Source organism: Actinoallomurus liliacearum (assembly GCF_039542035.1).
GTDB classification, from domain to species: domain Bacteria; phylum Actinomycetota; class Actinomycetes; order Streptosporangiales; family Streptosporangiaceae; genus Actinoallomurus; species Actinoallomurus liliacearum.
In genome coordinates, this window is the sequence record NZ_BAABHJ010000040.1 from 246120 (window position 1) to 269854 (window position 23735).

A 23735-nucleotide genomic window follows, 5' to 3' on the forward strand; every position below is an offset into this window, starting at 1 on the left:
TCACCGCAGCCGGTCGTACTCCTCGGCGAACCCGGCCCCTTCGGCGATGACCGACAGCGCGTCGCCGGGGAGGGTGCGCTCGCCGAGTGCGGTCAGGGCCTCGGGGCTCGTTCCGAAGTCGGCGAGGAGCTCCGGGTCGCCGATCGGCTCCTCGCTCGTCGTCTCCGCGGGGGTGTCGAGTTGCTCGCTGAGCATCTCGGCCAGCTCGCTGCCCTGGGGTGCCCTGCCGTCTGAGAGGAAGACGCGGGGGTCCTCGCCGTCGTCGAGACGGACGACGGCGAACCACTCGTCCTCCTGCTCGACGAGGAGGACGACCGTGTCGGCCGCCGTCTCGACGACGGTCTCCCGCATGATGTCGGCGATGTCGTCAAGGCCGGTGACCTCGGTGAGGTCCGGCTCGGTCCCGATCCATCCGGCGTCGCTGCGCGCGAACACCCCGCAGAAGTACGGCACGGTTCCATTCTCTCCCGAAACCGGCGCTACTCGATCGCGCGCTCGAAGGCCGCGGCGAAGCCGAGTCGTTTGGCGATGCTCGACAGCATCTCGTCGGGATACAGGTCGAGGTCGCCGGAGAGGGCGCCGAGCTCCATCTCGTCCAGCCCCAGGTCCGCGAAGATCGACATGTCGCCCGCCGGGAGGACCTGGTCGAGTTCCTCGTCGTCGGGGATGTCGAGCTCGAGGAACTCGACGATCTGCCTCGCCAGCTCCCAGTCCACGGACGCGGTGACGTCGGAGAGGAAGACGATCACCTCGTCGCCGAGCACCCGTAGTGCCGCGAAGAAGTCGTCGCCGACCGCGACCAGTCCGACGGTGCCGCCCAGACTGGGCTGTTGCCTGAGGGCGTGGATCAGCCCCTCGAGGTCTTCCGTCAGTGCGATGGGAAGCTGCTCCACCTCCCACGCGTCGTCCTCGCGATAGACCACGACAGCGAAGTCCGCCGTGTCCAGTTCAGTCATCTTCACCCCACCCGCGCGCGTCCTGCTCGGGCATCTTGGCAGATGCAGGGGCCGAAGGATCGCGGCACGGGAAAACCCGGGTTCTGTCAGTTGGCTCGGAAGGTGCGCATGCGGACCGCCTCGCGGACGCGTTCATGGCGTGCTCGACGTGGGGTCACGCGCTTGCGGAGCTCCCGCGCCTCGGCCAGCTCGCGGAGGAAGACGGCCCTGCGGCGCAGTCGGTCACGGATCTCCTCGGGGCTCATTCGGTCGTCGGGGTTCGTCCCTTCGCTCATGGCCGGGTACGTTCCCAATGCTCAGACATCCATTCAGATACCGTTTCGGACATGAAGACCCTCGTCGTCGATCACCCCCTCGTCGCGCACAAGCTCACGACGCTCCGCGACGCGACCACCGACTCCCCCACCTTCCGCCGGCTCGCCGACGAGCTCGTCACCCTGCTCGCCTACGAGGCGACCCGTGACGTCCGCGTCGCCGATGTGACAGTCACCACACCCGTCGCCCAGGCCGAGGGCGTACGGCTGACGCGCCCGCAGCCTCTGGTCGTGCCGATCCTGCGCGCCGGCCTCGGGATGCTGGACGGGATGACGCGGCTGCTGCCGACCGCCGAGGTCGGTTTCCTGGGCATGGTCCGGAACGAGGGAACGCTCCAGGCGACGACGTACGCCACGCGGTTGCCGGACGACCTGTCGGGCCGGCAGTGCTACGTCCTGGACCCGATGCTGGCCACCGGCGGCACGCTGGCGGCGGCGATCCGGCTCCTCATGGGCCGGGGCGCCGACGACGTCACCGCGATCTGTCTGCTGGCGGCTCCAGAGGGCATCGCGCACATGGAGGAGAAGCTCGCGGACTGTCCGGTCCCGGTCCGTGTCGTCACCGCCGCGGTCGACTCTCACCTGAACGAGAAGGGCTTCATCGTGCCGGGCCTCGGCGACGCGGGGGACCGCCTGTACGGCGTGGTGTGAGCTCTCGACGCGCTCTCGACGCGCGGCTCTTTGCTACTGGATCGCTGCGTGGTGTACAAATTTAATGGGTCAGTGTGTCGGCCTTCGGGAGGCGGGGTTTCCTTGAAGAAGTACCTCACTCGGACGGGCGGGGCCTTGACGGGCTCGCGCTCGCCGAAGTCCGATGATGCGCCGCACATCCCCCGGAACGCACGCGGCGGCCCCGCGTCGGCGAGCGTTTCGGTGGCCGAATTCGTGACCGCGCTATGAGACTGGTGACGCCGGGCGATTCGGCGCCCGCATCCATCCACCGCTACCTCCTGCCGCACGAGCATCAAGTGATCACGGTTCGGCGCCATCCCGCGGTGCTGATGACCCCGATCGGCTTCGTGCTCGGCGGCCTCATCATCGCCGGCGTCCTCAGCAACCTGATGGCGAAGCAGGGCGGGGCCGTCGTCAGCTGGATCTGGTGGGCCTGGCTCCTGCTGCTCGCCTGGTTCGTCCTGAAGGTCGCCGAGTGGTCGGTCGACTACTTCGTGATAACGAACCAGCGCATGCTCCTGACCACGGGCCTGGTGACGCGTAAGGTGGCGATGATGCCGTTGTCCAAGGTCACCGACATGAGCTTCCAGCGGTCCATCACCGGGCGGATGCTCGGCTACGGGGAGTTCGTCCTGGAGTCCGCGGGGCAGGACCAGGCGTTCCGCGTCGTCAGCTTCCTCCCGTACCCCGAACAGCTCTATCTCGAGGTCTGCAGCATGATCTTTCCGAGCAAGGACGACGCTGACGACTGATTCGACCCACGACTTGACCAAAACTTATCCATGTTGTCCTTGTTGTTTGGGTTACTCTCCATGTGTGAGGTAGTGCACCCCACAAACAAGACGTAACCCATTACGGGTGAAGCCCTTCGGTAAGTGAGTCGAGATGCCGGGTCAAGGAAGCGTCGGTGAGCGGGTCCGTAACCTACGCCTGAGTAAACATCTATCTCAGGCGCAGCTTGCCGGGACGGAGCTGTCCGACAGTTACATCTCATTGATCGAGTCGGGGAAGCGCACCCCGACGCCCGCCGTGGTCCGGCTGCTCGCGAGCCGACTGGGCTGTCTCCCCGAGTACCTCTCCGAGGGCATCGAGCCGGAGGAGCGCCTCCACCTGCAGGTGCGCGTACGCCACGCGGAGCTCGCCCTGCTGGCCGGAGACGCCGACCAGGCGCTCAGATTGTTCACGGACATCCTCTCCGCCATCGACAACGACCCCGACCTGGCCAAGCGCGCCCGCTGGGGACAGGCCCGCGCGCTGGAGGCCCGGGGCGACGGCGAAGACGCGATCAAGGCGCTGGAGGAGCTTCGCGAGGAGGCCGCGCGCGACCGCGGCCGGGCTGGCTGGCTGCCGGTGATCGTGGTCCTCGCCCGGTGCTACCGCGCCGCCGGCGACCTCGGCCGTACGATCGCGCTCGGCGAGTCCGCGCTCGAGCGTCTCGCGGAGCTGGGCCTGTTCGGCGGCGAGGAGGCGGCCGAGGTCGGGCGCACGCTCATCGCCACCTACCTCGACCGCGGTGACACGGCGCAGGCGCGGGCGCTCGCCGATCGCCTGCTCGCCGCGTCCGAGTCGGACCCCAGCGTCATGATCACCGCGTACCGCAAGGCCAGCCAGCGCGCGCTGGATGAAGGCGCGGGCGGGGAGTCCCTCTACCTCGCCGACCAGGCCCTCGCGCTGCACGCGGGCGAGACCCTGGCCAGGGCGCAGGCCCGGCTCCGGGTGGCGTCGGCGCGCAGCCTGCTGCCGGGTGACGCCTCGGCGGAGTCCGCGGCCAAGGCGCTGGAGCTCCTGCGCGCGGCCGAGGAGTCGCTGAGCGGTGTCGACGCGGCCGAGTGCCTCATCGAGACCGCCCGGTCGAAGATGGTGCTCGGCGAGCCCGGTGCGGCGGTCACGATCGCCCAGCGGGTCCTGACCGAGCTGAGCGCCCACCCCGGCGGCTCGGTGACCGGCATCCGGGCCCGGCTCATGCTCGCCCAGGCGTTCGTGGCCACCGGGGACCGCGAGGAGGCGCTGGCCGCGCTGCACGCCACCGGGGACCAGCTCCGCATGCTCCCCCCGTCGCGCGCGACCGCACGGGTGTGGCGCGAGCTGGGCGACCTGTTCGGCGCCGCCGGCGACAGCGAGGCGATGATGGACGCCTACCGGACGGCGCTCGAGTCCGCCGGCCTGCGCTCCAGCCCGCAGCACTCCAGCGTCGTCGCCAACCTCGGCAGCCACTGACCCGGCGGGCCGGCCGATCCGAGCGGCCGGCCCACCCGCGGTCAGCCGGTGGTGACGAGGCCGACGCCGACGACCGCGATGACCAGGCCGACGCGCTGGACGCGCCGCAGCCGCTCCCCGTACACCACGCGGGCGAGCAGCACGGTGCTGGCCGGGTAGAGGGAGCTGAGGACACCGGCCACGCTGAGCGTGCCGGCCCGGGCGGCGAGGACGTACAGCGTGTTGCCGAGCATGTCGAGGCCGCCGGCCAGCAGGGCGATGCCGAACGTCCCGCGATCCCGGACCAGCGCACGCGGGCCGCGCCGGTTCACGGCGGCGACGATGACGACGACCAGCAGCCCCGACACCTTGGAGGCCGCCAGCGGCCAGAGGGTGCCGTCGTCGCCCAGCTTGAGGATCACGAAGAACAGACCGAAACTCGTCCCCGCGAGGGCGGCGAGGACCGGACCGCCGGTCAGCCGGACCGGCCCGGACCCGCGCTCGACGCTGACGAAGCAGATGGCCACGAGGCACAGGACGATCCCGGCGATCGTCGTGAGGCTGAGCCGGTCGCCGCGGGCCACGCCGACGACCGCGGGGAGGATCGCGGCCATCAGCCCGGACACCGGCGCGACGACGCTCATCGGCCCCATCGCCAGCGCCCGGTAGAAGACCAGCAGTCCGCCGCCGCCGGCGAGTCCGGCGGCCGCGCCCCAGGCGAGCGGCACGGCGTGCCAGTGCCCCGAGAAGACGGCCACGGGCAGCAGCAGGCACAGTCCGGCCGGGAGGCTGGCCAGCAGGACCCTCAGGTCGTCGGAACGACGGGTCGCCGCTCCTCCGCAGAAGTCACCCGCGCCGAACGCGATCGCGGAGGCGAGAGCCAGGAGGATGGTCACGGTTCGAGCAGGCGCGTGCGGATGACGACGTCGGGGGAGATCTCGGCGAGCATGCCGCTCAGCGCCTCGCCGGCCGCGCGCAGCCGGTCCAGCGGGTACGGCTCCAGCCGCTCCAGGATGAACAGGGCGTTCTTCGTGTCCTCGGTGATGCGGGTGCGGGTGCACTGGCGCCAGTTCCAGCGGCGGCAGGTCACGCCCGTGTCGTCCCGCCAGATGACCTCGCCGGACTCGGGGTGCTCGATGACGGCCTCGCCGTTCTTCATCGTGTCGAAGGGCTCGTCCCCGGTCGCGCGCACGAGCCGGGCCGGCCCGTCGTACGCGTCGAGGTCCTCGCCGCCGATGGGCAGCTCGAACCGGACGCTGACCACGTTGTAGGCGTCCACGACCCGGTTGATCTCCGGCAGGTCACCCCGGCGCAGCAGGGCGTCCACCGACGGCCGGGCCCGCTTGGGATTCACGCCGAACCCGCGGTAGGCCTCGCGCCAGGCCTCCACGTGGCCGCCGGCCACGTCGTCGGCCGGCGTGACGTCACCGGTACGGCCGTCCGAGGGCCCGTTCGCGAGCCCCTCCGCGGTCATCAGCAGGACCGCGAAGTCGGGACGCAAGGCCTGAACCGCCTCATCGATGACGATCTGGTCGAGCATCGGACAACTCCCTCTCCTTATCGGTCGGTTCAGCATACCGTGTGGTGCAATGAAATGACCCTCTAGGGTGTCCTCCGTGACGGACAAGGTCGGCGACGCGGTCGCCCGCACCGTACGCTCCCTCCGCGCGGCCCACGGCTGGAGCCTCGATCAGCTCGCCGCACGGGCGGGGGTGAGCAAGGGTGTCCTCGTCGCGCTCGAACAGGCCCGCGGCAACCCCAACCTCGGCACGCTCATCCGCGTGTCCGAGGCGCTCGGCGTCCCCCTCACCAGAATCGTGCAGGTGGAGGAGGAGCCGCCGATCCAGTTCTTCCCCGCCGACCGTCAGGTCGTCCTGTGGCAGGGGCCGTCCGGCGGCACCGGCACGCTCCTCGCCGGCAGCGACCCACGCCCCTCGGTCGAGCTCTGGCGCTGGGTGCTGCGCCCGGGCGAGTACCGCGACAGCGAACCGCACACCCCCGGCACCCGCGAGATCGTGACGGTGGACTCCGGGCGGCTCGCCCTGACCGTCGACGCCAGCCGTACGGAGATCGGAGCGGGCGACACGGCCGTCTTCCACGGTGACCGGCCGCACTCGTACGCCAATGAGGGCGACGACGACGTGCGCTTCGTCCTCGCCGTCATGGACCTGTGAGAGCGGCGGACGCTCAGCAGCGGCCGCCGACCGGCGGGGGCGCGGCGTCGAGTTCGGCCAGGTCCTCCTCGGTGAGGTCGACGCCCGCCGCCCGGGTGTTCTCGTACAGGTAGCGCTGCCGCCTGGTCCCCGGAATGGGGATGACGTGGCCGCCCTGGGCGAGCGTCCAGGCGATCGCGACCTGCGCCGGGGTGACCGCGTGCCGCGCGGCGACCTTCCGTACGACGTCGACGATGCGCAGGTTCTGCCGGAACGCGGTCGGCTGGAAGCGCGGGAGCCTCCGGCGCAGGTCGCTCTCCTCGAACTCGGCCGTCGCGACGGCGCCGGTGAGGAAGCCCCGGCCGAGCGGCGCGAACGGCACGAACGCCGCGCCGTTGGCGGCGCACCAGCCGACGACGTTCCCCTGGCCGTCCGCGCCGAGCGCGTCCCGGGTCCACAGCGACAACTCCGACTGGATCGCCGCCACGGGGTGGAGGCGGTGCGCCTCCTCGGCCTGCGCGACGGTCACCTCCGACAGGCCGAGGTACCGGACCTTGCCCTCGGCGACCAGGCCGGCCATGGCGCCCCACGTCTCGGCCAGCGGCACGTCCGGGTCGACGCGGTGCAGGTAGTACAGGTCGATGGCGTCGACGTTCAGGCGCCGCAGGCTCGCCACGGCGCCCGCGCGGACGTGCTCGGGCGTACCGTCACGGGTCGCCCGGCGCGTCTCCGGGTCCACGACCAGGCCCACTTTGGTGCCCACCACGACGAGGTCCCGGATCCCGCGCAGAGCCCGGCCGACGAGCGTCTCGTTGTGCCCGGCGCCGTAGACGTCGGCGGTGTCCAGGAACGTCACGCCCAGGTCCACGGCCTCCCTGACCAGCGCGACCGATCGGCGATCGTCCCGCTCGGACTCGCTGTACGCCCAGCTCATCCCCATGCAGCCGAGCCCGACCGCGCCCACCTTGCGGTCCGCGAATCTCCTCATCCCGGGTCCCTCCTGGGGTCAGGCCACGGCCTCCCGCGCGGGCGCGGCCGCGTCGGGCGCAGGGAGTCTCGGTATACCCGGGGCGCGCGGATTCGACGCCGAGGGCCGCGCGCGGGCGGGAGGCCCGGCCGTTACCTCCCACGTAATCGATCTTCCGACGGCGCACCGGCATTGTTAAGGCCATCGGATCCGACGGGGGTCGGATCCATGAGGGAGAGGGAACACCATGAGCGACATCAACGAGCTGGTCGGCCGCTACATCGACACCTGGAACGAGAAGGACCCCGCCGCCCGCCGCGCCGCGGTCGAGGGCCTCTGGACGGAGGACGGCACCTACGTGGACCCGCTGGCGGACGTGGCGGGCCACGACGGCATCGACGCGGTCATCGGCGCGGTGCAGGGACAGTTCCCCGACTTCGTCTTCCGGCTCGGCCCGACGGTCGACGCCCACCACAACCTGGCGCGCTTCACCTGGGAGCTCGGCCCGGAGGGCGCCGAGGCGATCGTGATCGGCTTCGACGTGGCGGTCATCGCCGAGGACGGCCGGATCCAGCACGTCCACGGCTTCCTGGACAAGGTCCCCGCCGTCTGACCGGGGCACGCGGCCGGCGCCGACGCGTCCGACGCGCATGCCATGGGCGACCTGCGGATCGCCTACGCTCTTCGAACATGCGCATTCTCGTGACCGGCGGCGCCGGGTTCATCGGCTCTCATCTGACGGACGCCTTCGTCGCGGGCGGTGACGAGGTCACCGTTCTCGACGACCTGTCCCGGGGCCGGCCGGGGCGTCTCGACCCGTCGATCGCCCTCCACAAGGTGAGCATCACGGACGCTCCGGCGCTGCGGGCCGTCGTCGAGAGCGTACGGCCCGAGCTGATCTGCCATCTCGCCGCGCAGATCGACGTACGGGTCTCGGTGGACGCCCCGGCCGACGACGCGGTCGTCAACGTCGTCGGCACCGTCAACGTGCTGGAGGCCGCCCGCGCGGTCGGCGCCCGGGTGCTGTTCGCCAGCACCGGCGGCGCGATCTACGGCGTGGACGCGCCGGTGCCGACGTCCGAAGACGTCCTGCCGGGCCCGGAGGCGCCGTACGGCACCGCGAAGTACTGCGCCGAGCAGTACCTCGGCCTGTACAACCGGCTGTACGGCACCCGGCACGCGGCACTGCGGCTCGCCAACGTCTACGGGCCCCGGCAGGACCCGGCGGGCGAGGCGGGAGTCGTCGGCATCTTCTGCGGGCGCGCGTTCCGCGGCGAGCGGCCGACGGTCTTCGGCGACGGCCACCAGACCCGCGACTACGTGTACGTCGGTGACGTCGCCGACGCGTTCGTCGCGGCCGCGCGTACGGACCGGCCGGGCGTCTGGAACGTCGGGACGGGCCATGAGACCAGCGTCCGCGAGCTGATCGACCTGCTCGGCCATGCCTCGGGCCGGGACCTGGACCCGGAGTACGCGCCGGCCCGCCCCGGCGAGCTGCAGCGCAGCGCGCTGGCGAACGACAGCGCGGCGCGCGACCTGGGCTGGACGCCCCGCACGACCGTCGCCGACGGCCTCGCGGCCGTCTACGCCTGGGTGGCGGACGGCTCCCCCGACCGCGCCGGCCGCTGACCGGTCAGGGGGGTGCCGCCAGGACGAAGATCCACCGGACGCCCCCCTATGGCGCGATCCGGTAGTGGTAGCCGTACGACCGGGTGAAGCCGACCCTCTCGTAGAGCCGCCGGGCCGCGTCGTTGTCCATCTCGACCTGGAGATACATCCGGTGCGCGCCCTGGCGGGCGGCCCAGCGGGCGCCCGCCCCGAGGATGGCGGCGCCGAGGCCCTGGCGCCGCCGCTCCGGATGGACGGCCATGCAGAAGGCACCCGCCCAGCCGGCGTCGGCCACGAACAGGCCCATGCCGGCGGGCCTTCCGTCCTGTACCGCGGCCGCGAACCCGGCCGGTGCGGCGATGCGCGAGATCACCTGCCGGCCGACCGCCACCGAGTCGGCGTGGCCGTCGAGTTCGGTGAAGACCGGCAGCCACGCCTCAGGGCTCTCGCCGATGCGGACTCGTGCCGCGGCGTCCTCTGTCGCGGCGACCACGTCCTCGGTGAACGCCGTGAGCACGGCCACCGGCGCCTCGAGCCGGTACCCGCGGTGGTCGAGCAGGGCGTCGACGCTCTCGAAGCCGGTGGGGATCTGCACGATGACCGGCCGGGAACGTTCCCGGTAGAAGCGCTCGACGTCGCGGACGGCCGGCTCCGCGCCGGTCGGCGGCGGCACGGCCGAGTTCGAGCGGCGCCGCCGGACATCCGAGGTGTGCCGTAGCAGCCAGCCCGCGCGTTCCTCGATGAACTCGGCCGGCCAGGCCGCGCGGGCCCGGCGTTCGACCAGGTCGACGACGGACGAGCGGCAGGCGTCCGCGATCGGCCCGACCAGGCCGGCGAGGAGGTCCTGATCCTCCGGCCGCGCGGGCTCGTACTCGGTGACGCCGAGACCGGCCACCTCGAACCGCCGGGCGAGGGCGCGCACCATCGCGAGCAGCCGGTCGGGGGTCAGCCCCCCTGGGGTGGGCAGACCGACGGAGCGGAAGACCGACGGGTCGAGGACGTCGAGGTCGATGTGCACGTACACGGCCGACGCGTCGCCGACCGCCTCGACGAGCGCCTCCGGGTCGCCGACGACGGGGATGCCGGCGGCGGTCGCGTACTCGTGTTCGGCCGGGTCGAGGTCCCGGACGCCGGCCAGCACGACCTGGCCCGGTTTCAGCGGGCGGTCGGGCACCAGGTCGGCGGGACCGTCGCCCAGCAGGGTGCGCAGGACCATGCCGTGGAAGGCGCCGGAGGGCGACGAGGCCGGCGTGTTGAGGTCGCCGTGCGCGTCGAACCAGACGACGGCGAGCCGGTCGCCGTACCGGCGTGCCGCCGCGGCGATCGGCTCGAGCTCGACGCCGCAGTCGCCGCCGAGTGTGACGGCGAACCGGCCGCCGGAACGCTCCAGGGCGGCGCGGATCCGCAGCGCGTTGCCGGAGAGTGCCGCCGCGCCCGCGCCGTCCGCGACCTCGACGCTCATCCGGTCGGCGGTGGGCAGGAGGTCGGCCAGGAGGCGGGCCCCGGCGCGGAGGCGGTGCGCCGTCGCGGAGGACGACCCCTGCCACTGCGGCACCTCGATCACCGTCGTCTCGGGCCGCGTCGGCTCATCGTTGTCCATCGGAGGCAATCCTAGGGAGCCGACCGGCGCCGGGCCGAGCGAGTTCCAGGATTGGCCCAATCGATTCCCGCCCTATTGGTCCTTACGACCGGCCATTGCGCTCCCTACGCTGACGGCGTGATCGATGTTGAGATGTGGTTCGACCCCAAGTGCCCGTGGGCGTGGATCGCCTCCCGCTGGCTGCTCGAAGTGGAGAAGGTGCGCGACGTCCGCGTGCGCTTCCACGTCATGAGCCTGGCGATGCTCAACGACGGCCGCGAGGGCCTCGAGGAGTGGTACGCGGAGTGGCTGCGGGACACGTGGGGCCCGGTGCGCGTGGCGATCGCGGCCGAGCAGAAGTACGGCGGCGAGGTGCTGCGCGACCTGTACACCGCGCTCGGCACCCGGATCCACCACGACAAGACCCCGGTCGGCCGCCCGCTGTACCTCGACGCGCTGGCCGAGGTGGGCCTGCCCGCGGACCTCGCCGACGCGGCCGATGTCACCGACTACGACGAGGCCCTGCGGGAGAGCCAGCACGCGGGCCTGGACCCGGTCGGGGAGGACCTCGGCACGCCGGCGATCCACGTACCCGGACCGAACGGCGAGCGGATCGCCTTCTTCGGGCCGGTCGTCAGTCCCATCCCCCGCGGTGAGGAGGCCGGGCGGCTGTGGGACGGCGTGCTCCTGGTGGCGGGGACCGACGGCTTCTTCGAGCTGAAGCGGGCGCGGACCCGCCGCCCGATCACCCGGTGACGGTGGCCGGACTCGCCCGGCGCGGCGGCGTCCCCGCGACGCGGCGATGCCCGGCGAACTCCGACAGGAACACCCCCTCGCCTCGGGTCTGCCCCGGCAGCCGCCGCCCGAGCTCGTGCACCCGGCCGAGGGGGAGCACACCGGTCACGTACGTGGTGTCGGATCGAACGGCCAGGTCGTACGGGGTCCCGGCCAGCTCCGCGAACGTGGCCAGCACCCCGCTGACGACGTCGGACGGCACCTCCAGTTCGAAGCGGACGACCGGCTCGTACACGTGGGTCCCGGCACGGCGCAGCGCCCGCTCCACCAGGCGAGACGTCAGCGTCCGGAAGTCACCGGCGGTGGTGACCGGGCTCGCGTAGCCCGAGTGCGTCAACGTGACCACGCAGTCCGTGACCTCCCAGCCGTACGGCCCGCGCAGCAGGGCGGCGCGCACGCTCTCCTCGATGGCGGCGTGGAACGCCGCGGGCAGCGATCCCGGCTCGACCTCCAAGCGGTACCGCACCCCGGCGCCCGCCGCGGCGGGCTCGATCCGGAGGCCGGCGGTCGCCCACACCTCGTGGTCGCCGTGCCGATCGATCTCGTGGACCGCCGCACCGACGCCGGCCGGCCGTTCGAGGTACACGATCCGCGTCTCCGCGAAGGCGACGGCGATGCCCTCCTGCTCCTCGAGCTGTGCCTTCAGCACCTCCTTCTGCACCTCCCCGTACAAGAGCACGGAGATCTCGCGGCTCCGGTCGTCGAAGCGGACGCCGACCAACGGGTCCTGCTCGGCGAGCCGCTGCAGCGCGGCGTGCAGCAGCGGACCGTCGGACGGCCGCACGCTGCGAACGACGGTCTCGAGGGCCGGCGGCGCGAACTGCGCCTCGCCCGGCTCGTCCCCGGGACCACCGCGTCGATCTCCGGGATGGGCGAGCCGGTCGCCGATCCTGACGTCCTTCAGGCCCCAGAGCTTCACGATGTCGCCCGCGCCCGCCCGGTCCGCCGGCGCCGCCCCGCCCTGGTCGAAGACCTCCAGCGCTGTGATCTTCCCCGGCCGTTCCTCCCACCCGGCGGCGTCCGACCGTCCGCCGACGCGGCGGTGCACACTGACGTGCTCCCGGACGCCGACGGACCCGGTACGGAGCCGCACGTACACGGTCTTCCGGCCGGAGGGGTCATGCTCGATCTTGAATACGGTGCCGGAGAGCGGTTCGTCCCGGCCGCCGCCGGCCGGCGGGAGGAACGCACGGATGCCGCGGACCAGGTCGGCGACGCCCACACCCGTCACGGCCGAACCGAAGAACACCGGATGCGCCGCCGCCCTGCCGGTCCGCTCGACCAGCCGCCGCCGGCAGTCCGCCGCGTCGACCCGGCCGTCGGCGCGGACGTAGGCCGCCAGGAACGCATCGTCGCCATCGGCCAGCACCTCCACCACCCGTTCGAGGTGCGGCGGATCCGCCGGGGCGTACGGCCGTACGGCGGCGTCACGGGTACCCAGGCCGGTGACCGTGCTCATCGGCACGGCGCCGGGCGTCAGCCGGCGAGCGATCTCCGCCAGCAGGTCGTCGTACCTGGCGCCGGTCCGATCGACCTTGTTGACGAAGATCAGTGTGGGAATGCGCAGCCTGGTCAGCACGCGCATGAGGATCCTGGTCTGCACCTGAACGCCCTCGACGGCCGACAGGACCAGCACCGCGCCGTCCAGGACCCGTACCGCTCGTTCGACCTCGGAGACGAAGTCGGAGTGGCCGGGAGTGTCGATCAGGTTGACCTTCAGGTCGTCGATGGTGAACGAGACCACCGCCGACCGGATGGTGATGCCGCGCCGCCGCTCCAGCTCCATGGAGTCGGTCTGGGTCGTGCCCCGATCGACGCTGCCGGGCTCGTCGATTACCCCCGCGTGGAACAGCAGCCGCTCGGTGAGCGTCGTCTTGCCCGCGTCAACATGCGCGAGCACCCCCAGGTTCAGGGTCGTCATAGGGTGTCGTCCTCGATGCCGCCGAGTGATCTTCCGTCGTGATGACCTCTGACCACTGGCGCATCGCAAGCCCCCTGACTCGTACGGACGACGGCGCCCGCACCGACGCCGATGCGGCCGGACACTAACAAGGGGAGCGGGAGACGGCAGCTCATTTTCCGGCGGCCGATCCGGCGCGCCGCGTCCCGGAGGATCTGCAGCTCCTCCGGGCGGCCTGCTCAGCTCAGCCGGGCGCGGGCGTACGCGGCCATCGCGTCACGCTGGAACTCGGCCAGACCCGCGGTGATCTTCTCGTAGTTCTCGCGGAACCTCGGGTCGTTCACGTACATCTCCCCGAGCTTGGTGAACGCGCACGCGTCCGGCTGCCAGAACCGGCTGACCGCGCGGTAGTTCCAGTCCACCTCGTCCAGGACGACGGGGTCGTCGGGCGCCGCGCCCGCGACCTTCAGCTCGGCCATCCGAACCATCTGCGCGGTCAGGTCCCGCTGCCAGGCCTCCGCCTCCTCCGGCGTGAACTCCTGAACGGCCTGCCGGCTCTGCTCGTACTGCTCCGGCCACCGCTCGCGGGCCTCGTCCTCGTACTGCGCGGAGTCCATCCCGGCGAACAGGTTCTCCGGCCGATTGATCTTCGGCGACACGGTGTCACCTCCTTCTCCCTCGAGTTCGGCGATGGTGCGGGCCACGGTGTCGGCGAGCACGCCGAGCCGCTGACGCTCGGCCAGCAGGCGGGCGTGGTGGCGGCGCAGCGCCGCGACCGTGCTCGGTTCCGAGTCGATCGCCTCGGCGATCTCGGCCAGGCCCACCCCCACCTCCCGGAGCACGAGGATCTGCTGCAGCCGCAGCAACTGCTCCTGCTCGTAGTAGCGGTAGCCGTTGTCCCCGACGTACGCCGGGGTGAGCAGGCCGATCCCGTCGTAGTGCCGGAGTGTCCGCGAGGTGACCCCCGACATGCGGGCCACCTGAGCGATCGACCAGGCCATGACCGTCCCATCCACCGGTGCGGCCGGACGTTCCGGCCACGACTCCGACGATAGGAGTTGACGTAACGTCAAGGTCAACCGCGATCAGACCGAGGGCACCTCCCAGATCACCTGGGCCGCGACCCGGCAGAGCCGCCAACCGTCGGGTGTACGGGCGGCCTCGAGCCGGTACCGCTCGCCGAGGACGCGCCGGTCCGTCGGGGACGCGAAGACGACGAGCAGGTTGGCGTCGATGGTGGCGCGGTCGCCGTCCACCTCGATGAGGGGGTTGGTGATGAAGTGCTGGGTCGCCACGTCGGCCGGGTGGTTCCGCCGTGCCTGCGCGGCGAGCGCGTCGATGCCGCGCACCGAGCCGCCCACCGTGTCGGCCGTCGCGTCCTCGGTGAAGACCGTACGCGCCTCGTCGAACCGTTTCTCGTCCAGCCACCGCCCCAGGCGAGTGACCAGGTCGATGAGCAGCGCGGGGTCGTTCTGTGCCATGACACACCTCATTCGTTGGCACTTCCAACATTGGTGAAGCCAACGATATCTCGGATCGTGGGCCGTGCCAACGGTTAGACTGCGGGCCATGCCGGTCGACGACACGACGCCCACGCGCCTGAAGGGCACCCCCAGCTGGCTGATCGGCCAGGCCGCGATGCACGGTCACCGGATCCTGACCGAGCGGTTCGCCGCCGCCGGCGCCCGGGGCTACCACTACCGGCTGCTCGCCGCCCTCCAGGAGTTCGGCCCGGCCAGCCAGGCCACGCTCGGCCGCTGCACGGCCATCGACCGCAGCGACGTCGTCGCGGCACTCAACGAGCTCGCCGCCAAGGGCCTGATCGAACGCTCACCCGACCCCGACGACCGCCGGCGCAACATCATCACGCTCACTCCGGCCGGCGCCGACCACCTCGACCACCTGACCGCCGCGCTGGCCGAGATCCAGGACGCCCTGCTCGCCCCGCTCTCAGCCCCCGAACGCGAGCAACTGACCCATCTCCTGGCCCGCGTCGTCGCCCACCACACCACCCGCCCCTGACCAGCCGCTACGCGCCGTCGAGCGAGACGGGGCGGCCGAATTCCCAGAGTTCCGCGACGTGGTACGCGAAGCGGTCATAGAGCCCGTCGTCCTGGCACCGCCGGATGTGCAGCATCGGGGAGTCGTGTCCGACGAGCCGCGCCAGATGCGGGGTGACGAGCATCTCCTCGTCGAATACGAAGACGCTCATGGCGATGTGGTCGTCGCTGAAACGAGCCTCGATGCCTGGAATTCCCGCCAGCTTGGACAGTTCGTCGAGCGTGACCCTGATACGCGTGCCGACCGTCAGCGGAACGGCCTCCGTCTCCTCACGGTGCCGGGTCACCTCACTCTCCGGATCTCCGATCAAGAATCGGATTGAACACCCGTTTTCGGCCTTGCGACGTAGGACGTTTCGCAGGCTCGGATGTTCCAGCCAGAGGAAGTAGTTCGTGTAGCCCGCAAAGGTCAGCTCGCTCGTTGCCTTCGTGATCAGACTGCGCCACACGGCTTTGGGGCACCCTGACCGGAAGGGGTACACGCTGACCACCTCCCGATCCGGCCCGGTCTTGACGGTGTTTCGGATGGCATCCGGCCAGAGCATGGACTCCTCAACTCCCAGGGCATCACAGGCAGCCCAGCGGTGACGGGGATGCGGTGTGCGCCCGGTGCGCCCAGAGGCCAATGCCGCCCAGATCGCCCGTGAACTGGAGCAGAAGTGTCCCGGATGGGTCGTCATCTGGTCGGCTTGGCGGCAGGCGTTCACCGCCTTCTCGGCCGTCACCGCAGAGGCTTTGGTGATCGATGACTCGTCGGCGTACCGGCTCCTGCAGCGCATTGGCGAGGCGCAGCGGACGCGTCCTCGCCTGGTTGTCCCGGCCGACTCCGGTCGGGGCGCGGGGCCGTCGGTTGCGGGAGGTGAGGGACCTGTGGCCGGCGGCCTCGTCAGGCCGCGTCGGGAGCGATGAACACTCCTCGAGGCGTACGGAAGGCTCGGTAACTGCGGCCTAAGAAGGGGCCAAAGCTCACAGATCGACACCGCGCGGGGGGCTTCTCCGAGCATTCGGAACGGTCTCGTCTGGCGCGCGACGGACAAGCGTCTCAAATCGTACGCCGGAGTGGCCATTTGTCTTCCACAGGTGTCTACTGAGGTGACAATTTTCTACTCTCAGTGGACGGCGCGGAACGCGACGCCTCAGGCAGGAGGGGACGGTCGAGGTGGCGTTACGACTTGGCGGGCTCCGTCATTCCCTCCGTGGCTGTGTGCCGCGCGGAGGGAGACGGAGGCCGCCTTGGCGTGATGCTCCTATCGCCCGGCGATCAGCTCGCCTTCGTGGCGCTCTTGGCCGTGGGCGGGCAGCGCGGCGTTTCGAAGGTCACGCCGTCGATGAAGTTGCCGAGGTTCGGTTGTCCACCCGCTGCCGACACCGACTCGAAGGAGAACCGTGTGATGGTCTGTCCCGGCGGGACGACGTACACCCCGGTGTAGTGGCGCCAGGCGGTGTTGCCGTCGGAGATGTCCGGGGAGGAGGCCCCGGTCGGGGTCTGCGCCACGGTCGAGCCGGGGGCGCCGATGAGCACCCGCATCACGTCGGTACCCAGGCGGCCTCGGTGGTACAGCGACCAGGTCAGCCGTGTTCCCGGCACGGTGGGCAGGTCCTGGTAGAGCGTGGAGACCTGGTTGGCGTTGAGTTCGGCGAACTGCTGCCCATCAGCTGATGGGACCCCGCTGAGGCCACTGCGCCAGAACTCCAGCAGGTGGTCGGTGGCGGTGGTGTGCCAGCCGATGGCCGGATTGGTCGAGGCGTCGGGGAGCATCTGGTACCCGGTCACGGGTGGTGCTTCGAAGCTGCCGTTGACCAGGTGGACCGGCGCGTCGGTGCACGGGACCGCGACGGTGACCTTGGCGGTGCTGGTTCCGCAGTCGGTGGTGATGGTGTAGGTGAAGGTGTCGGTGCCGACGAAGCCCGGAGCGGGTGTGTAAACGACGTTGCCGCCGGAGATCGTCGCGGTGCCGGCCTTGGGCTGGGTGACGCCGGTGATCGTCGGTGCGTTTCCGGTGTCGTTGGCCAGGACGGGCACGCTGACGGGTTTGCCCTGGGTGGTGGCGGTGTCGTCGGCGGCGTTGGTGGGCGAGATGGACTGCCCGTTCACGATCTGGATCGGTGGAGCGGGCGTGTTGGTGCCGAGCTGGCCCGGAGCGGAGTTGTTGCTCCAGATCCCGACCGGCCGGATGGTCATGCTGCGCCCGACGGTGCCTTGGCGGACCCGGAAGGTGATGACCTGCGGGGGCGCGTCGGCCTTGCCGCCCGGTGAGGGGATCGTCAGGGTGGTGCCGCTGATGGAGCCGGCCCCGGACTGGCCGACCACGTCGGCGCTGGCCAGCAGTGAGGACACGTCCCACGTGGTGCGGTACTGGGAGACCACCAACGGCCACTGGATCGTTTGGTGCCTCAGCGTGAGGGTGAAGGTGCTGCCCGGTGCGATCTGCCCGCCCCACAGGGACGGGGAGGTGGTGACCGAGATCGAGCCGCGGCCCAGCCGCATCCCGATGAAGTTCTTCCAGTAGTACTCGACGGGGTAGTTCGCCTGCCCCTGCCGGACGCAGGGCGCGTAGACGGTCCGCGTGACCGCGTGCCGCGCCCCAGCGGCGGCGTGCGCATCGACACCGGCCGCCACCTGCGCGCCCGCGGCCAGCAGCGCCGACAGGGCACAGGCCGACGCGGTGAACGCGGATCTGGATCGCTGTGACATCTGCATTGAACTCCCGCTCTGCCGTGAGGGATGTCCTCGTAGATCGACTTCACGGGCGACGCTACTCTCCGCGCCAAGATAGTTACGCTAAGCATCGGCGAGTCGATCTCCGTGTCGTACCCCGGGCGTGTCGCCTGCCGGCTGTGCGCCCGGCAAGCAGGCCGGTCCTGGCTTCCACAACCGGACGGTGGGCTCGTCAGGCCGGATTGAGGACGGTGATCGCTCGGCCGAGTGCGGTCTGGTCCTCCTCGGGTAGCCAGCGGGCGGCGTGGACCATGTGCAGCGCCGTCGCCAGGCGGACCCGGTCGTCGTCGGTGCCGAGGTCGCTCAGGTAAGCGGGCAGGATGAGGCCGAGCGCCTTGAGGTCGCGGCGGGCGCAGAGCCGGGACAGCAGGTCCGCCAGGAGGTCGTCGGCGGGGCGACGCGCCGGGCCGCCGGTCGAGCGCAGGCCCTCCGCGATCGCGAAGCGGTTCCAGTCGCCGTACTGGCCGGCCGGAACGTCATCGAGGCACGCGGCGGCGCGTTCGAAGTGGGCTCGCGCCTCGTCGATCCGGTCGAGGTCGCGGTACGCCGTGGCCAGGTTGAGGTGCAGGGACGTGTAGAAGCCGCGGACGCGTTCGTCGCCGACCCGGTCGGCTCGGGCGAGGCACTCGCGGTTCCAGTGGAGCGTGTCCTCGGGGGCCGGCTGATGGCGGGCCAGGTAGTGCGCCGCGACGCAGGCCTCGTAGTCGTCGGTGGCCGTCTCCCATGCCTGCTGGAAGAGGTCGCGCGCGTCGGCCGGCCTGCCCCCGGCCTCCGCGCGCATGCCCTCGGAGCACAGCCGTACGACCGGGTTCGCGGGATCCATCTCTCTCCTTCAGCCGAGGACGGGCATGACGAGGGTGGTGAAACCGCCTTGATCGGCGGAGCGGACGACGACCGGGCGCGTTGTGGAAGAGATCTCCAGCAGCACGTCGGGGCCCACGCTCGCCTCGACCGCCGGCAGCAGCACCTCAGGGGCGAAGGCGATCCGCACCGGCGGTCTCGTGTCGATCGCGGGGACCTCGGCCTCGGTCGTTCCACGGGAGACGACGAGCCGATGTCGCTCGTCGGTCCGGAGGATGACCGGCCCGCCCTCGTGGTCGGCGAGCACCGCACGGAGGGCGTCGCGATCCACGATCAGCCGGTGCCGGACCGCCGGAAGGTCGTCCAGGACGATCCGGTAGTCGGGGAACGTCCCGTCGACGGCGGGGAGCGACCGCTGCTCGCCGCCGCCGTGGACGCGGGCGCCCCGGTCGTCGACCTCGATGACGACCTCCGGCAGGCGTACGGCCCAGGACGCGATCTCCTTCATCGTGTCGGCGTCGACCAGCAGGTCACGCGGGGCGCTGGTGATGTCGTCAGGGCGCAACGCTCGGACGGCGAGCCGGTAGCGGTCGGTCGCCACCAGCCGTACCTCCTGGTCGGTGAGCTCGACGAGCACGCACCCCAGCACGGGGAACTCCGCCCGTACGGCGTCGCGGGCGACCGACGGCGCCACCTGCCGGACCGCGCCGGCCAGCTCCGCCCCGCCGACGCGGGCCGCCGCCCTCTCGCCATCACCGGAGAGATCGCGCAGGAGGCCGTCGATCGCGGCCTGGGCCGCCGCGGCGGTGTCCCGGGTCCGGCGCGCGTGCGCCGCCAGCACCGCGCGGGCCTCCTCCGGATCGCCGTCGAGCACCACCGACGCGTCGACCAGCGGCAGCCCGGCCTCGCGGAGCCGCCGTACGAGTACGGCGCGCGGCTCCTGGTCCGGGGCGTAGTACCGGTAGCCGGTCGCGCCGTCCACGTGGGCGGGCCGAAGGATGCCGCAGTCGTCGTAGAACCGCAGGGCGCTCGGCGTCAGTCCCACGCGGCGGGCGAAGGTCCCGATGCCGGCCAGCGCTTCGGTGTCGTCCATGCCGGACATCGTGGGCCTTCGAGCGGCTCGAAGGTCAAATCCCGGGTCAGTCGGCGGAGCCGGTCAGGCGCTCGTACGTCTCGATGGTGCGGACGAACATCGCGCGCTCGTCCGGGGACAGCGGGTCGAACGCCGCGCGCCAGGCCTTGGCCCCGCCGGCGAGCCAGCTCTCGATCGCGGCACGGGTCTCCGCGTCCTCGGTGAGGTCGACGATCGTACGCCGGGCGTCGGCCGGATCCGAGCGCCGGACCAGGACGCCCTGCTTGGTCAGGTCGCTGACCATCAGGCTGACGGTGGTCGGGGCGACCTGCAGGCGGGAGGCCAGCTCGCCGACCGCCATGGGCCCGTCGAACAGCAGGGACGACAGCAGGGACAGATGCCTGGGCGCCAGGTTGAAGGAGCGCAGCCGCTCGGGGATCGGTGTGCGCTTGAGCCTGGCGGCCAGCCGAGGCATCAGCAACAGCATGGCCCGTACCGCCTCGTCCGCGCGCAGGCCGGGCTCTGGGAGTTGCTCCGTTGACATCCCCGAGATCATCCCTATACGTTTGCGATCAAATCAGTTTTGCTTTCAAAGCAAAGCCTTCTCTTCGTCGCTTCACCGTACCCGGAAGGGGTCGCCCATGCCCGCTCCACGCCCCTCGCCCGACGCGTACAACCCGCACCGGTGGGCGGCCCTGGTGGTGACCATGGCGGCCACGGTCATGGACCTCGTCGACGGCACGGTGTTGCAGGTCGCGCTCCCGTCACTGCGCGGCGAGCTGCACGCGTCCTCCACCCAGCTCGAGTGGACCATGGCCGGCTACACCCTCGCCTTCGCCGCCGGAATGATCACCTCCTCCCGGCTCGGCGACCGCTACGGCCGCCTGAAGGTCTTCCAGGGCGGACTGGCCGCCTTCGTCGTCACCTCACTGCTCACCGGCCTGGCCACCGGCCCGGCGATGCTGGTGGTCACCCGGATCGCCCAGGGAGCGTCCGCCTCGCTGATGGTGCCGCAGGTCCTGTCCATGCTCCGCGTGGAGTTCCCGCCGGAAGAGCAGCAGAAGGCGGCCACGGTGTACGGGCTGACGTTCTCCATCGGCGGCGTCGGCGCCCCGTTGCTCGGAGGCGTCCTGCTGAACGCCGACCTGTTCGGCTGGGGCTGGCGGCCGATCTTCTTCGTCAACGTCCCCGTGGGCGTCGCCGCCTTCATCGGCACCGTGCTGCTGTGCCGTGATTCCCGGTCCGAGCACGCGACGGGCATCGACGTCCCCGGCATGCTGCTCGCCACGACCGGCCTGCTGGCGTTGCTCTATCCCTTGGTGGAGGGCCGCACCCTGGGCTGGCCGTGGTGGGCCTTCGCGATGATGGCGGCCTGCCCGCTGACGCTCTGGCTCTTCGTCCGGTACGAGCGGGCGGCCGTCGCACGGCGGGGCGGCGCACTGATCGACCCGGCGATGCTGCGCGAGCGGTCGGTCGTCGGCGGGCTGACCGTCGCGGTGTTGTTCTTCGCGGGCGCCGCCTACCCCGTGGTGCTCACCGTCCACCTGCAGAGCACCGTCGGGTTCTCCCCGCTGCACACCGCCGTGACGCTGGTTCCGGCCGCGGTCGGCGTGGGCCTGTTCTCTCCGTTCGCCACCAGGCTGCGGCGCCTCGGCCGGCCGCTGGCGATGACCGGCTGCCTGGTGCTGGCCACCGGAATGGGCCTGACCACCGCGACGGTCGTCCACTACGGCCGGGACCTGCACTCCTGGCAGCTCATTCCGGGACTGCTCGTCGGTGGGCTCGGTATGTCGATGGCCTCCGGAGTGCTGATCGCCACGGTCCTGGCCAAGACGCCGGGCCGGCACGTGGGCTCGGCCGCAGGGCTGGTGAACACCGCACTGCAGATCGGTGCCGCCTCGGGCGTGGCGCTGATCGGGACCGTCTACTTCGGGCTGCTCGACGGCGGTCATCCACCCGTCCGGTCGGCCGCCGTCGGCCTGCTGGTCGTCACCGGGCTCTACCTGCTCGCGGCGCCCATGACCCTGATCCTGCCCGCCGGGCGTCTGCACTTCACCGCGACTCGGCCGCAGCGGCCGTCGCCACGGGAGGCATCCGATGCCGGCTCAGGCGACCCGGCACCCGGTCCCGCCGCCTGACGGTCTGGCGGCGGAACCTCCGCGCTCACGACGGCGATCAATTTCTCTTCCCCCTATCGAACACTCACCGACGGAGGTCTCACTCCATGAACGCGACAGCCTCGAACACGAACCCGAACGTCCCGATCATCAGGGAGTTCCGTGCGAACAACGGGAAGGTCGGCGGGATGTTCGACGGCGTCCCCCTCCTGCTGCTGACCACGGCCGGCCGGAAGACGGGCAGGCCGCACACCACCCCCGTCGTCCACCTGCGCGACGGCGACCGGTACCTCGTGTTCGGCTCGAACGCCGGCCGGCCGCAACATTCCGACTGGTACGAGAACCTCCTGGTCAGCCCGCAGGCGACGATCGAACTCGGCACCGAGAAGGGCCACGTCCGTCCCTTCGCCGCCCGCGCCGTGGTCCTCGACGGCGACGAGCGGGACCACTGGTACGAGCGCCAGTGCGCCGTCAACCCGGCGTTCCGCCAGTACCAGGAGCAGACCACCCGGACCATCCCCGTGGTGGCCCTGCACCTCCTCGACCTGTCCGCCGACACGACGCGCGCCCGGCTGATCGGCGAGCAACTGGTGCGCCACCACGACGAACTCCGCGCCCAACTGCGCGACGTACGGGCACGGCTCGACGACCTCCTCACCGGCGAGCCGGGGTCCGCCGTCCCCGCTCCTCCGGCGGACCTGGCCGTCCAACTGCGCGGGCACTGCCTGACCTTCTGCCACGGCCTGCAGTTGCACCACACCCGCGAGAACGGCGCGTTCTCCGCCTTCGAGGACGAGTTCCCGCACCTGGTTCCCGTCATCGAACGGCTGCGCGCCGAGCACCACGTGATGGAGGAGGCGCTGGAGGACTTCGAGGCCCTGCTGCGGGAGGCGCCGTCCGGCGACGACGTCGCACGGTTCCGCGCCGAACTCGACCGCGTGGTCACCGGCCTGGAGGACCACTTCGCCTACGAGGAGGCGAACCTCCTTCCCGCGGTGGGCGCGACGCCTCCGGAGCGATGAGCTCCCCCGCTGTGATCATTTTTTCCAGGACTCCGAACAACCTTTGCTGACGCGGAGTCGTATAACCACTGACGGAGATGATCTTGGGCTGATCTGTGAAGGAGTGCTTCTATGCGTTCAGCTCGGCGCACGCGCCGTTTCGTCACCATCCTCGCCGCCGGAACGGCCTTGACCTGCGGTGCGTTGACCGGGACGGCGACCGCCGCCCCCACGCCCGGCGGTGGACCGGCCCACCCCGACCAGGCCGACAACGGCGTCTTCCCCGGCGACCAGGACGTCCTCAACACCGACACCTACAAGAAACTGCTCGCCCAGAAACGCTGACCGATCCGCGTGGCCGCCCGAACGAACTGGCCGTTGACCCTCTTTTGAAAAGCGTCGGCTGCTCTTAGCCTTGGCCGGGCAAGTGAGTGAAAGCGCTATGGCACGAGCGTCAGGATGACCGAGGGGCTTGGGCAATGGACCTGCCGACCAAGATCGCCGCATTCTGTCGTGAGCTCGGGGAAGGCCGGCTTCTGGAGATATCGCGCCGGCAGCAGGTCGAGGAGGTGTTCCGCGCCGCTGAGGAGGCCCTCAGGTCCGGCCGGATCGGCCCGGAGCTGGAGGCCGACCTTGACCAGCTCGACCAAGTGGTGGCCCAGGTTGAGGGACTGGGGCTGTACCCGGCCCCGTTACGGGCATACCAGCCGCTGCCCGGCCCGGTACGCCAGACCGGCGCACGGTGGTGGACGTGCCCGCTGGTGCAGTGCGCGGGCCGTGGCAGGGTGCGCCCTGGCCAGCAGGCGCCGACGTGTGCCGCTGCGG

General features: G+C 71.2%; 27 protein-coding genes. 11 read left to right on the forward strand and 16 right to left on the reverse strand.

From position 1 onward, the window contains the following. The 3 genes from ABD978_RS39685 to ABD978_RS39695 form a co-directional block, all read right to left on the reverse strand. On the reverse strand, positions 1-453 hold the full coding sequence (locus ABD978_RS39685; RefSeq protein ID WP_345366138.1) for a tRNA adenosine deaminase-associated protein: 453 nt from the start codon (positions 451-453) through the stop codon (positions 1-3). 26 nt (positions 454-479) lie between these two features. Continuing rightward, a complete protein-coding gene (locus tag ABD978_RS39690) occupies positions 480-956 on the reverse strand; it encodes a tRNA adenosine deaminase-associated protein (protein ID WP_345366140.1) in 477 nt (158 codons plus the stop codon). An 86-nt stretch (positions 957-1042) separates the two neighbouring features. After that, a complete protein-coding gene (locus tag ABD978_RS39695) occupies positions 1043-1231 on the reverse strand; it encodes a hypothetical protein (RefSeq protein WP_345366142.1) in 189 nt (62 codons plus the stop codon). A 51-nt stretch (positions 1232-1282) separates the two neighbouring features. Here ABD978_RS39695 and upp point away from each other — a divergent pair, with 51 nt between their 5' ends. The 3 genes from upp (at position 1283) to ABD978_RS39710 (ending at position 4159) form a co-directional block, all read left to right on the forward strand. Further along, positions 1283-1921 carry a uracil phosphoribosyltransferase gene (gene upp, locus ABD978_RS39700; RefSeq protein WP_345366144.1) on the forward strand — a complete coding sequence of 213 codons (639 nt, stop codon included), beginning with the start codon at positions 1283-1285 and terminating at the stop codon, positions 1919-1921. 245 nt (positions 1922-2166) lie between these two features. Further along, positions 2167-2694 carry a PH domain-containing protein gene (locus ABD978_RS39705; protein WP_345366146.1) on the forward strand — a complete coding sequence of 176 codons (528 nt, stop codon included), beginning with the start codon at positions 2167-2169 and terminating at the stop codon, positions 2692-2694. A gap of 133 nt (positions 2695-2827) precedes the next feature. Continuing rightward, positions 2828-4159 (forward strand): helix-turn-helix domain-containing protein, encoded by a 1332-nt coding sequence (locus ABD978_RS39710; protein ID WP_345366148.1) that lies wholly within the window; start codon positions 2828-2830, stop codon positions 4157-4159. A gap of 41 nt (positions 4160-4200) precedes the next feature. Here ABD978_RS39710 and ABD978_RS39715 read toward each other — a convergent pair whose 3' ends face one another. Both ABD978_RS39715 and ABD978_RS39720 read right to left on the reverse strand, forming a co-directional pair. Then, positions 4201-5034: an EamA family transporter gene (locus ABD978_RS39715; protein ID WP_345366150.1), complete on the reverse strand. Its 834-nt coding sequence runs from the start codon at positions 5032-5034 to the stop codon at positions 4201-4203. After that, complete coding sequence (locus ABD978_RS39720; RefSeq protein ID WP_345366152.1) at positions 5031-5678, reverse strand: B3/B4 domain-containing protein; 648 nt, start codon at positions 5676-5678, stop codon at positions 5031-5033. Before ABD978_RS39720 ends, ABD978_RS39715 begins: the two co-directional genes overlap by 4 nt. Positions 5679-5754: 76 nt before the next feature. On the opposite strand from ABD978_RS39720, the gene ABD978_RS39725 reads away from it, so the two are divergent. Continuing rightward, positions 5755-6312 carry a helix-turn-helix domain-containing protein gene (locus tag ABD978_RS39725; protein WP_345366154.1) on the forward strand — a complete coding sequence of 186 codons (558 nt, stop codon included), beginning with the start codon at positions 5755-5757 and terminating at the stop codon, positions 6310-6312. A gap of 13 nt (positions 6313-6325) precedes the next feature. Here ABD978_RS39725 and ABD978_RS39730 read toward each other — a convergent pair whose 3' ends face one another. Next, the gene (locus ABD978_RS39730; RefSeq protein WP_345366156.1) at positions 6326-7279 is read right to left on the reverse strand and encodes an aldo/keto reductase; all 954 of its coding nucleotides are present in this window, start codon (positions 7277-7279) and stop codon (positions 6326-6328) included. Positions 7280-7505: 226 nt separating this feature from the next. Here ABD978_RS39730 and ABD978_RS39735 point away from each other — a divergent pair, with 226 nt between their 5' ends. Together ABD978_RS39735 and ABD978_RS39740 are read left to right on the forward strand one after the other, a co-directional pair. Beyond that, entirely contained in the window at positions 7506-7871 is a 366-nt protein-coding gene (locus ABD978_RS39735) for a nuclear transport factor 2 family protein (RefSeq protein WP_345366158.1), read from the forward strand. A 77-nt stretch (positions 7872-7948) separates the two neighbouring features. Beyond that, a complete protein-coding gene (locus ABD978_RS39740) occupies positions 7949-8887 on the forward strand; it encodes an NAD-dependent epimerase/dehydratase family protein (protein ID WP_345366160.1) in 939 nt (312 codons plus the stop codon). A gap of 46 nt (positions 8888-8933) precedes the next feature. Here ABD978_RS39740 and ABD978_RS39745 read toward each other — a convergent pair whose 3' ends face one another. Further along, positions 8934-10466, reverse strand: a complete 1533-nt coding sequence (locus tag ABD978_RS39745; RefSeq protein ID WP_345366162.1) for a GNAT family N-acetyltransferase — start codon at positions 10464-10466, stop codon at positions 8934-8936. Between the two features lie 132 nt (positions 10467-10598). Here ABD978_RS39745 and ABD978_RS39750 point away from each other — a divergent pair, with 132 nt between their 5' ends. Further along, complete coding sequence (locus ABD978_RS39750) at positions 10599-11201, forward strand: mycothiol-dependent nitroreductase Rv2466c family protein (protein ID WP_345367414.1); 603 nt, start codon at positions 10599-10601, stop codon at positions 11199-11201. On the opposite strand, the gene ABD978_RS39755 is transcribed toward ABD978_RS39750, so the two are convergent. From ABD978_RS39755 to ABD978_RS39765, 3 genes are all read right to left on the reverse strand, one after another. Then, positions 11191-13161 (reverse strand): GTP-binding protein, encoded by a 1971-nt coding sequence (locus tag ABD978_RS39755; RefSeq protein ID WP_345366164.1) that lies wholly within the window; start codon positions 13159-13161, stop codon positions 11191-11193. The genes ABD978_RS39750 and ABD978_RS39755 overlap by 11 nt on opposite strands. Positions 13162-13379: 218 nt before the next feature. Further along, positions 13380-14141, reverse strand: coding sequence for a MerR family transcriptional regulator (locus ABD978_RS39760; protein ID WP_345366166.1), 762 nt, complete (start codon positions 14139-14141; stop codon positions 13380-13382). Between the two features lie 84 nt (positions 14142-14225). Continuing rightward, positions 14226-14621 (reverse strand): nuclear transport factor 2 family protein, encoded by a 396-nt coding sequence (locus tag ABD978_RS39765; RefSeq protein WP_345366168.1) that lies wholly within the window; start codon positions 14619-14621, stop codon positions 14226-14228. Positions 14622-14709: 88 nt separating this feature from the next. Here ABD978_RS39765 and ABD978_RS39770 point away from each other — a divergent pair, with 88 nt between their 5' ends. After that, on the forward strand, positions 14710-15162 hold the full coding sequence (locus ABD978_RS39770) for a MarR family winged helix-turn-helix transcriptional regulator (RefSeq protein WP_345366170.1): 453 nt from the start codon (positions 14710-14712) through the stop codon (positions 15160-15162). 7 nt (positions 15163-15169) lie between these two features. Here the strand turns inward: ABD978_RS39770 and ABD978_RS39775 are convergent, their stop codons facing one another. The 5 genes from ABD978_RS39775 to ABD978_RS39795 all read right to left on the reverse strand — a co-directional run bounded on the left by ABD978_RS39775 (position 15170) and on the right by ABD978_RS39795 (position 20336). Then, on the reverse strand, positions 15170-15925 hold the full coding sequence (locus tag ABD978_RS39775) for a hypothetical protein (protein WP_345366172.1): 756 nt from the start codon (positions 15923-15925) through the stop codon (positions 15170-15172). 536 nt (positions 15926-16461) lie between these two features. Next, positions 16462-17895 (reverse strand): Ig-like domain-containing protein, encoded by a 1434-nt coding sequence (locus ABD978_RS39780; RefSeq protein WP_345366174.1) that lies wholly within the window; start codon positions 17893-17895, stop codon positions 16462-16464. Between the two features lie 196 nt (positions 17896-18091). After that, complete coding sequence (locus tag ABD978_RS39785) at positions 18092-18742, reverse strand: hypothetical protein (protein WP_345366176.1); 651 nt, start codon at positions 18740-18742, stop codon at positions 18092-18094. A 9-nt stretch (positions 18743-18751) separates the two neighbouring features. Beyond that, positions 18752-19813, reverse strand: a complete 1062-nt coding sequence (locus ABD978_RS39790; RefSeq protein WP_345366178.1) for a DNA polymerase III subunit beta family protein — start codon at positions 19811-19813, stop codon at positions 18752-18754. A gap of 46 nt (positions 19814-19859) precedes the next feature. Next, entirely contained in the window at positions 19860-20336 is a 477-nt protein-coding gene (locus ABD978_RS39795; protein WP_345366180.1) for a MarR family winged helix-turn-helix transcriptional regulator, read from the reverse strand. A gap of 97 nt (positions 20337-20433) precedes the next feature. Here ABD978_RS39795 and ABD978_RS39800 point away from each other — a divergent pair, with 97 nt between their 5' ends. From ABD978_RS39800 to ABD978_RS39810, 3 genes are all read left to right on the forward strand, one after another. Next, positions 20434-21930 carry an MFS transporter gene (locus ABD978_RS39800; RefSeq protein WP_345366182.1) on the forward strand — a complete coding sequence of 499 codons (1497 nt, stop codon included), beginning with the start codon at positions 20434-20436 and terminating at the stop codon, positions 21928-21930. Between the two features lie 86 nt (positions 21931-22016). Beyond that, positions 22017-22931, forward strand: coding sequence for a nitroreductase/quinone reductase family protein (locus tag ABD978_RS39805; protein WP_345366184.1), 915 nt, complete (start codon positions 22017-22019; stop codon positions 22929-22931). A gap of 111 nt (positions 22932-23042) precedes the next feature. Next, a complete protein-coding gene (locus tag ABD978_RS39810; protein ID WP_345366186.1) occupies positions 23043-23255 on the forward strand; it encodes a hypothetical protein in 213 nt (70 codons plus the stop codon). A gap of 95 nt (positions 23256-23350) precedes the next feature. Here the strand turns inward: ABD978_RS39810 and ABD978_RS39815 are convergent, their stop codons facing one another. After that, positions 23351-23560: a hypothetical protein gene (locus ABD978_RS39815; RefSeq protein WP_345366188.1), complete on the reverse strand. Its 210-nt coding sequence runs from the start codon at positions 23558-23560 to the stop codon at positions 23351-23353. Positions 23561-23735 lie beyond the last annotated feature (175 nt).

What these genes read in the sequence shown, in the direction of transcription:
- ABD978_RS39690 (WP_345366140.1), bottom strand. Translation starts at nt 956, where the DNA reads ATGACTGAACTGGACACGGCGGACTTCGCTGTCGTGGTCTATCGCGAG.
- ABD978_RS39695 (WP_345366142.1), bottom strand. Translation starts at nt 1,231, where the DNA reads ATGAGCGAAGGGACGAACCCCGACGACCGAATGAGCCCCGAGGAGATC.
- upp (WP_345366144.1), top strand. Translation starts at nt 1,283, where the DNA reads ATGAAGACCCTCGTCGTCGATCACCCCCTCGTCGCGCACAAGCTCACG.
- ABD978_RS39705 (WP_345366146.1), top strand. Translation starts at nt 2,167, where the DNA reads ATGAGACTGGTGACGCCGGGCGATTCGGCGCCCGCATCCATCCACCGC.
- ABD978_RS39710 (WP_345366148.1), top strand. Translation starts at nt 2,828, where the DNA reads ATGCCGGGTCAAGGAAGCGTCGGTGAGCGGGTCCGTAACCTACGCCTG.
- ABD978_RS39720 (WP_345366152.1), bottom strand. Translation starts at nt 5,678, where the DNA reads ATGCTCGACCAGATCGTCATCGATGAGGCGGTTCAGGCCTTGCGTCCC.
- ABD978_RS39730 (WP_345366156.1), bottom strand. Translation starts at nt 7,279, where the DNA reads ATGAGGAGATTCGCGGACCGCAAGGTGGGCGCGGTCGGGCTCGGCTGC.
- ABD978_RS39735 (WP_345366158.1), top strand. Translation starts at nt 7,506, where the DNA reads ATGAGCGACATCAACGAGCTGGTCGGCCGCTACATCGACACCTGGAAC.
- ABD978_RS39740 (WP_345366160.1), top strand. Translation starts at nt 7,949, where the DNA reads ATGCGCATTCTCGTGACCGGCGGCGCCGGGTTCATCGGCTCTCATCTG.
- ABD978_RS39745 (WP_345366162.1), bottom strand. Translation starts at nt 10,466, where the DNA reads ATGGACAACGATGAGCCGACGCGGCCCGAGACGACGGTGATCGAGGTG.
- ABD978_RS39750 (WP_345367414.1), top strand. Translation starts at nt 10,599, where the DNA reads ATGTGGTTCGACCCCAAGTGCCCGTGGGCGTGGATCGCCTCCCGCTGG.
- ABD978_RS39755 (WP_345366164.1), bottom strand. Translation starts at nt 13,161, where the DNA reads ATGACGACCCTGAACCTGGGGGTGCTCGCGCATGTTGACGCGGGCAAG.
- ABD978_RS39760 (WP_345366166.1), bottom strand. Translation starts at nt 14,141, where the DNA reads ATGGCCTGGTCGATCGCTCAGGTGGCCCGCATGTCGGGGGTCACCTCG.
- ABD978_RS39765 (WP_345366168.1), bottom strand. Translation starts at nt 14,621, where the DNA reads ATGGCACAGAACGACCCCGCGCTGCTCATCGACCTGGTCACTCGCCTG.
- ABD978_RS39770 (WP_345366170.1), top strand. Translation starts at nt 14,710, where the DNA reads ATGCCGGTCGACGACACGACGCCCACGCGCCTGAAGGGCACCCCCAGC.
- ABD978_RS39780 (WP_345366174.1), bottom strand. Translation starts at nt 17,895, where the DNA reads ATGTCACAGCGATCCAGATCCGCGTTCACCGCGTCGGCCTGTGCCCTG.
- ABD978_RS39785 (WP_345366176.1), bottom strand. Translation starts at nt 18,742, where the DNA reads ATGGATCCCGCGAACCCGGTCGTACGGCTGTGCTCCGAGGGCATGCGC.
- ABD978_RS39790 (WP_345366178.1), bottom strand. Translation starts at nt 19,813, where the DNA reads ATGGACGACACCGAAGCGCTGGCCGGCATCGGGACCTTCGCCCGCCGC.
- ABD978_RS39795 (WP_345366180.1), bottom strand. Translation starts at nt 20,336, where the DNA reads ATGTCAACGGAGCAACTCCCAGAGCCCGGCCTGCGCGCGGACGAGGCG.
- ABD978_RS39800 (WP_345366182.1), top strand. Translation starts at nt 20,434, where the DNA reads ATGCCCGCTCCACGCCCCTCGCCCGACGCGTACAACCCGCACCGGTGG.
- ABD978_RS39805 (WP_345366184.1), top strand. Translation starts at nt 22,017, where the DNA reads ATGAACGCGACAGCCTCGAACACGAACCCGAACGTCCCGATCATCAGG.
- ABD978_RS39810 (WP_345366186.1), top strand. Translation starts at nt 23,043, where the DNA reads ATGCGTTCAGCTCGGCGCACGCGCCGTTTCGTCACCATCCTCGCCGCC.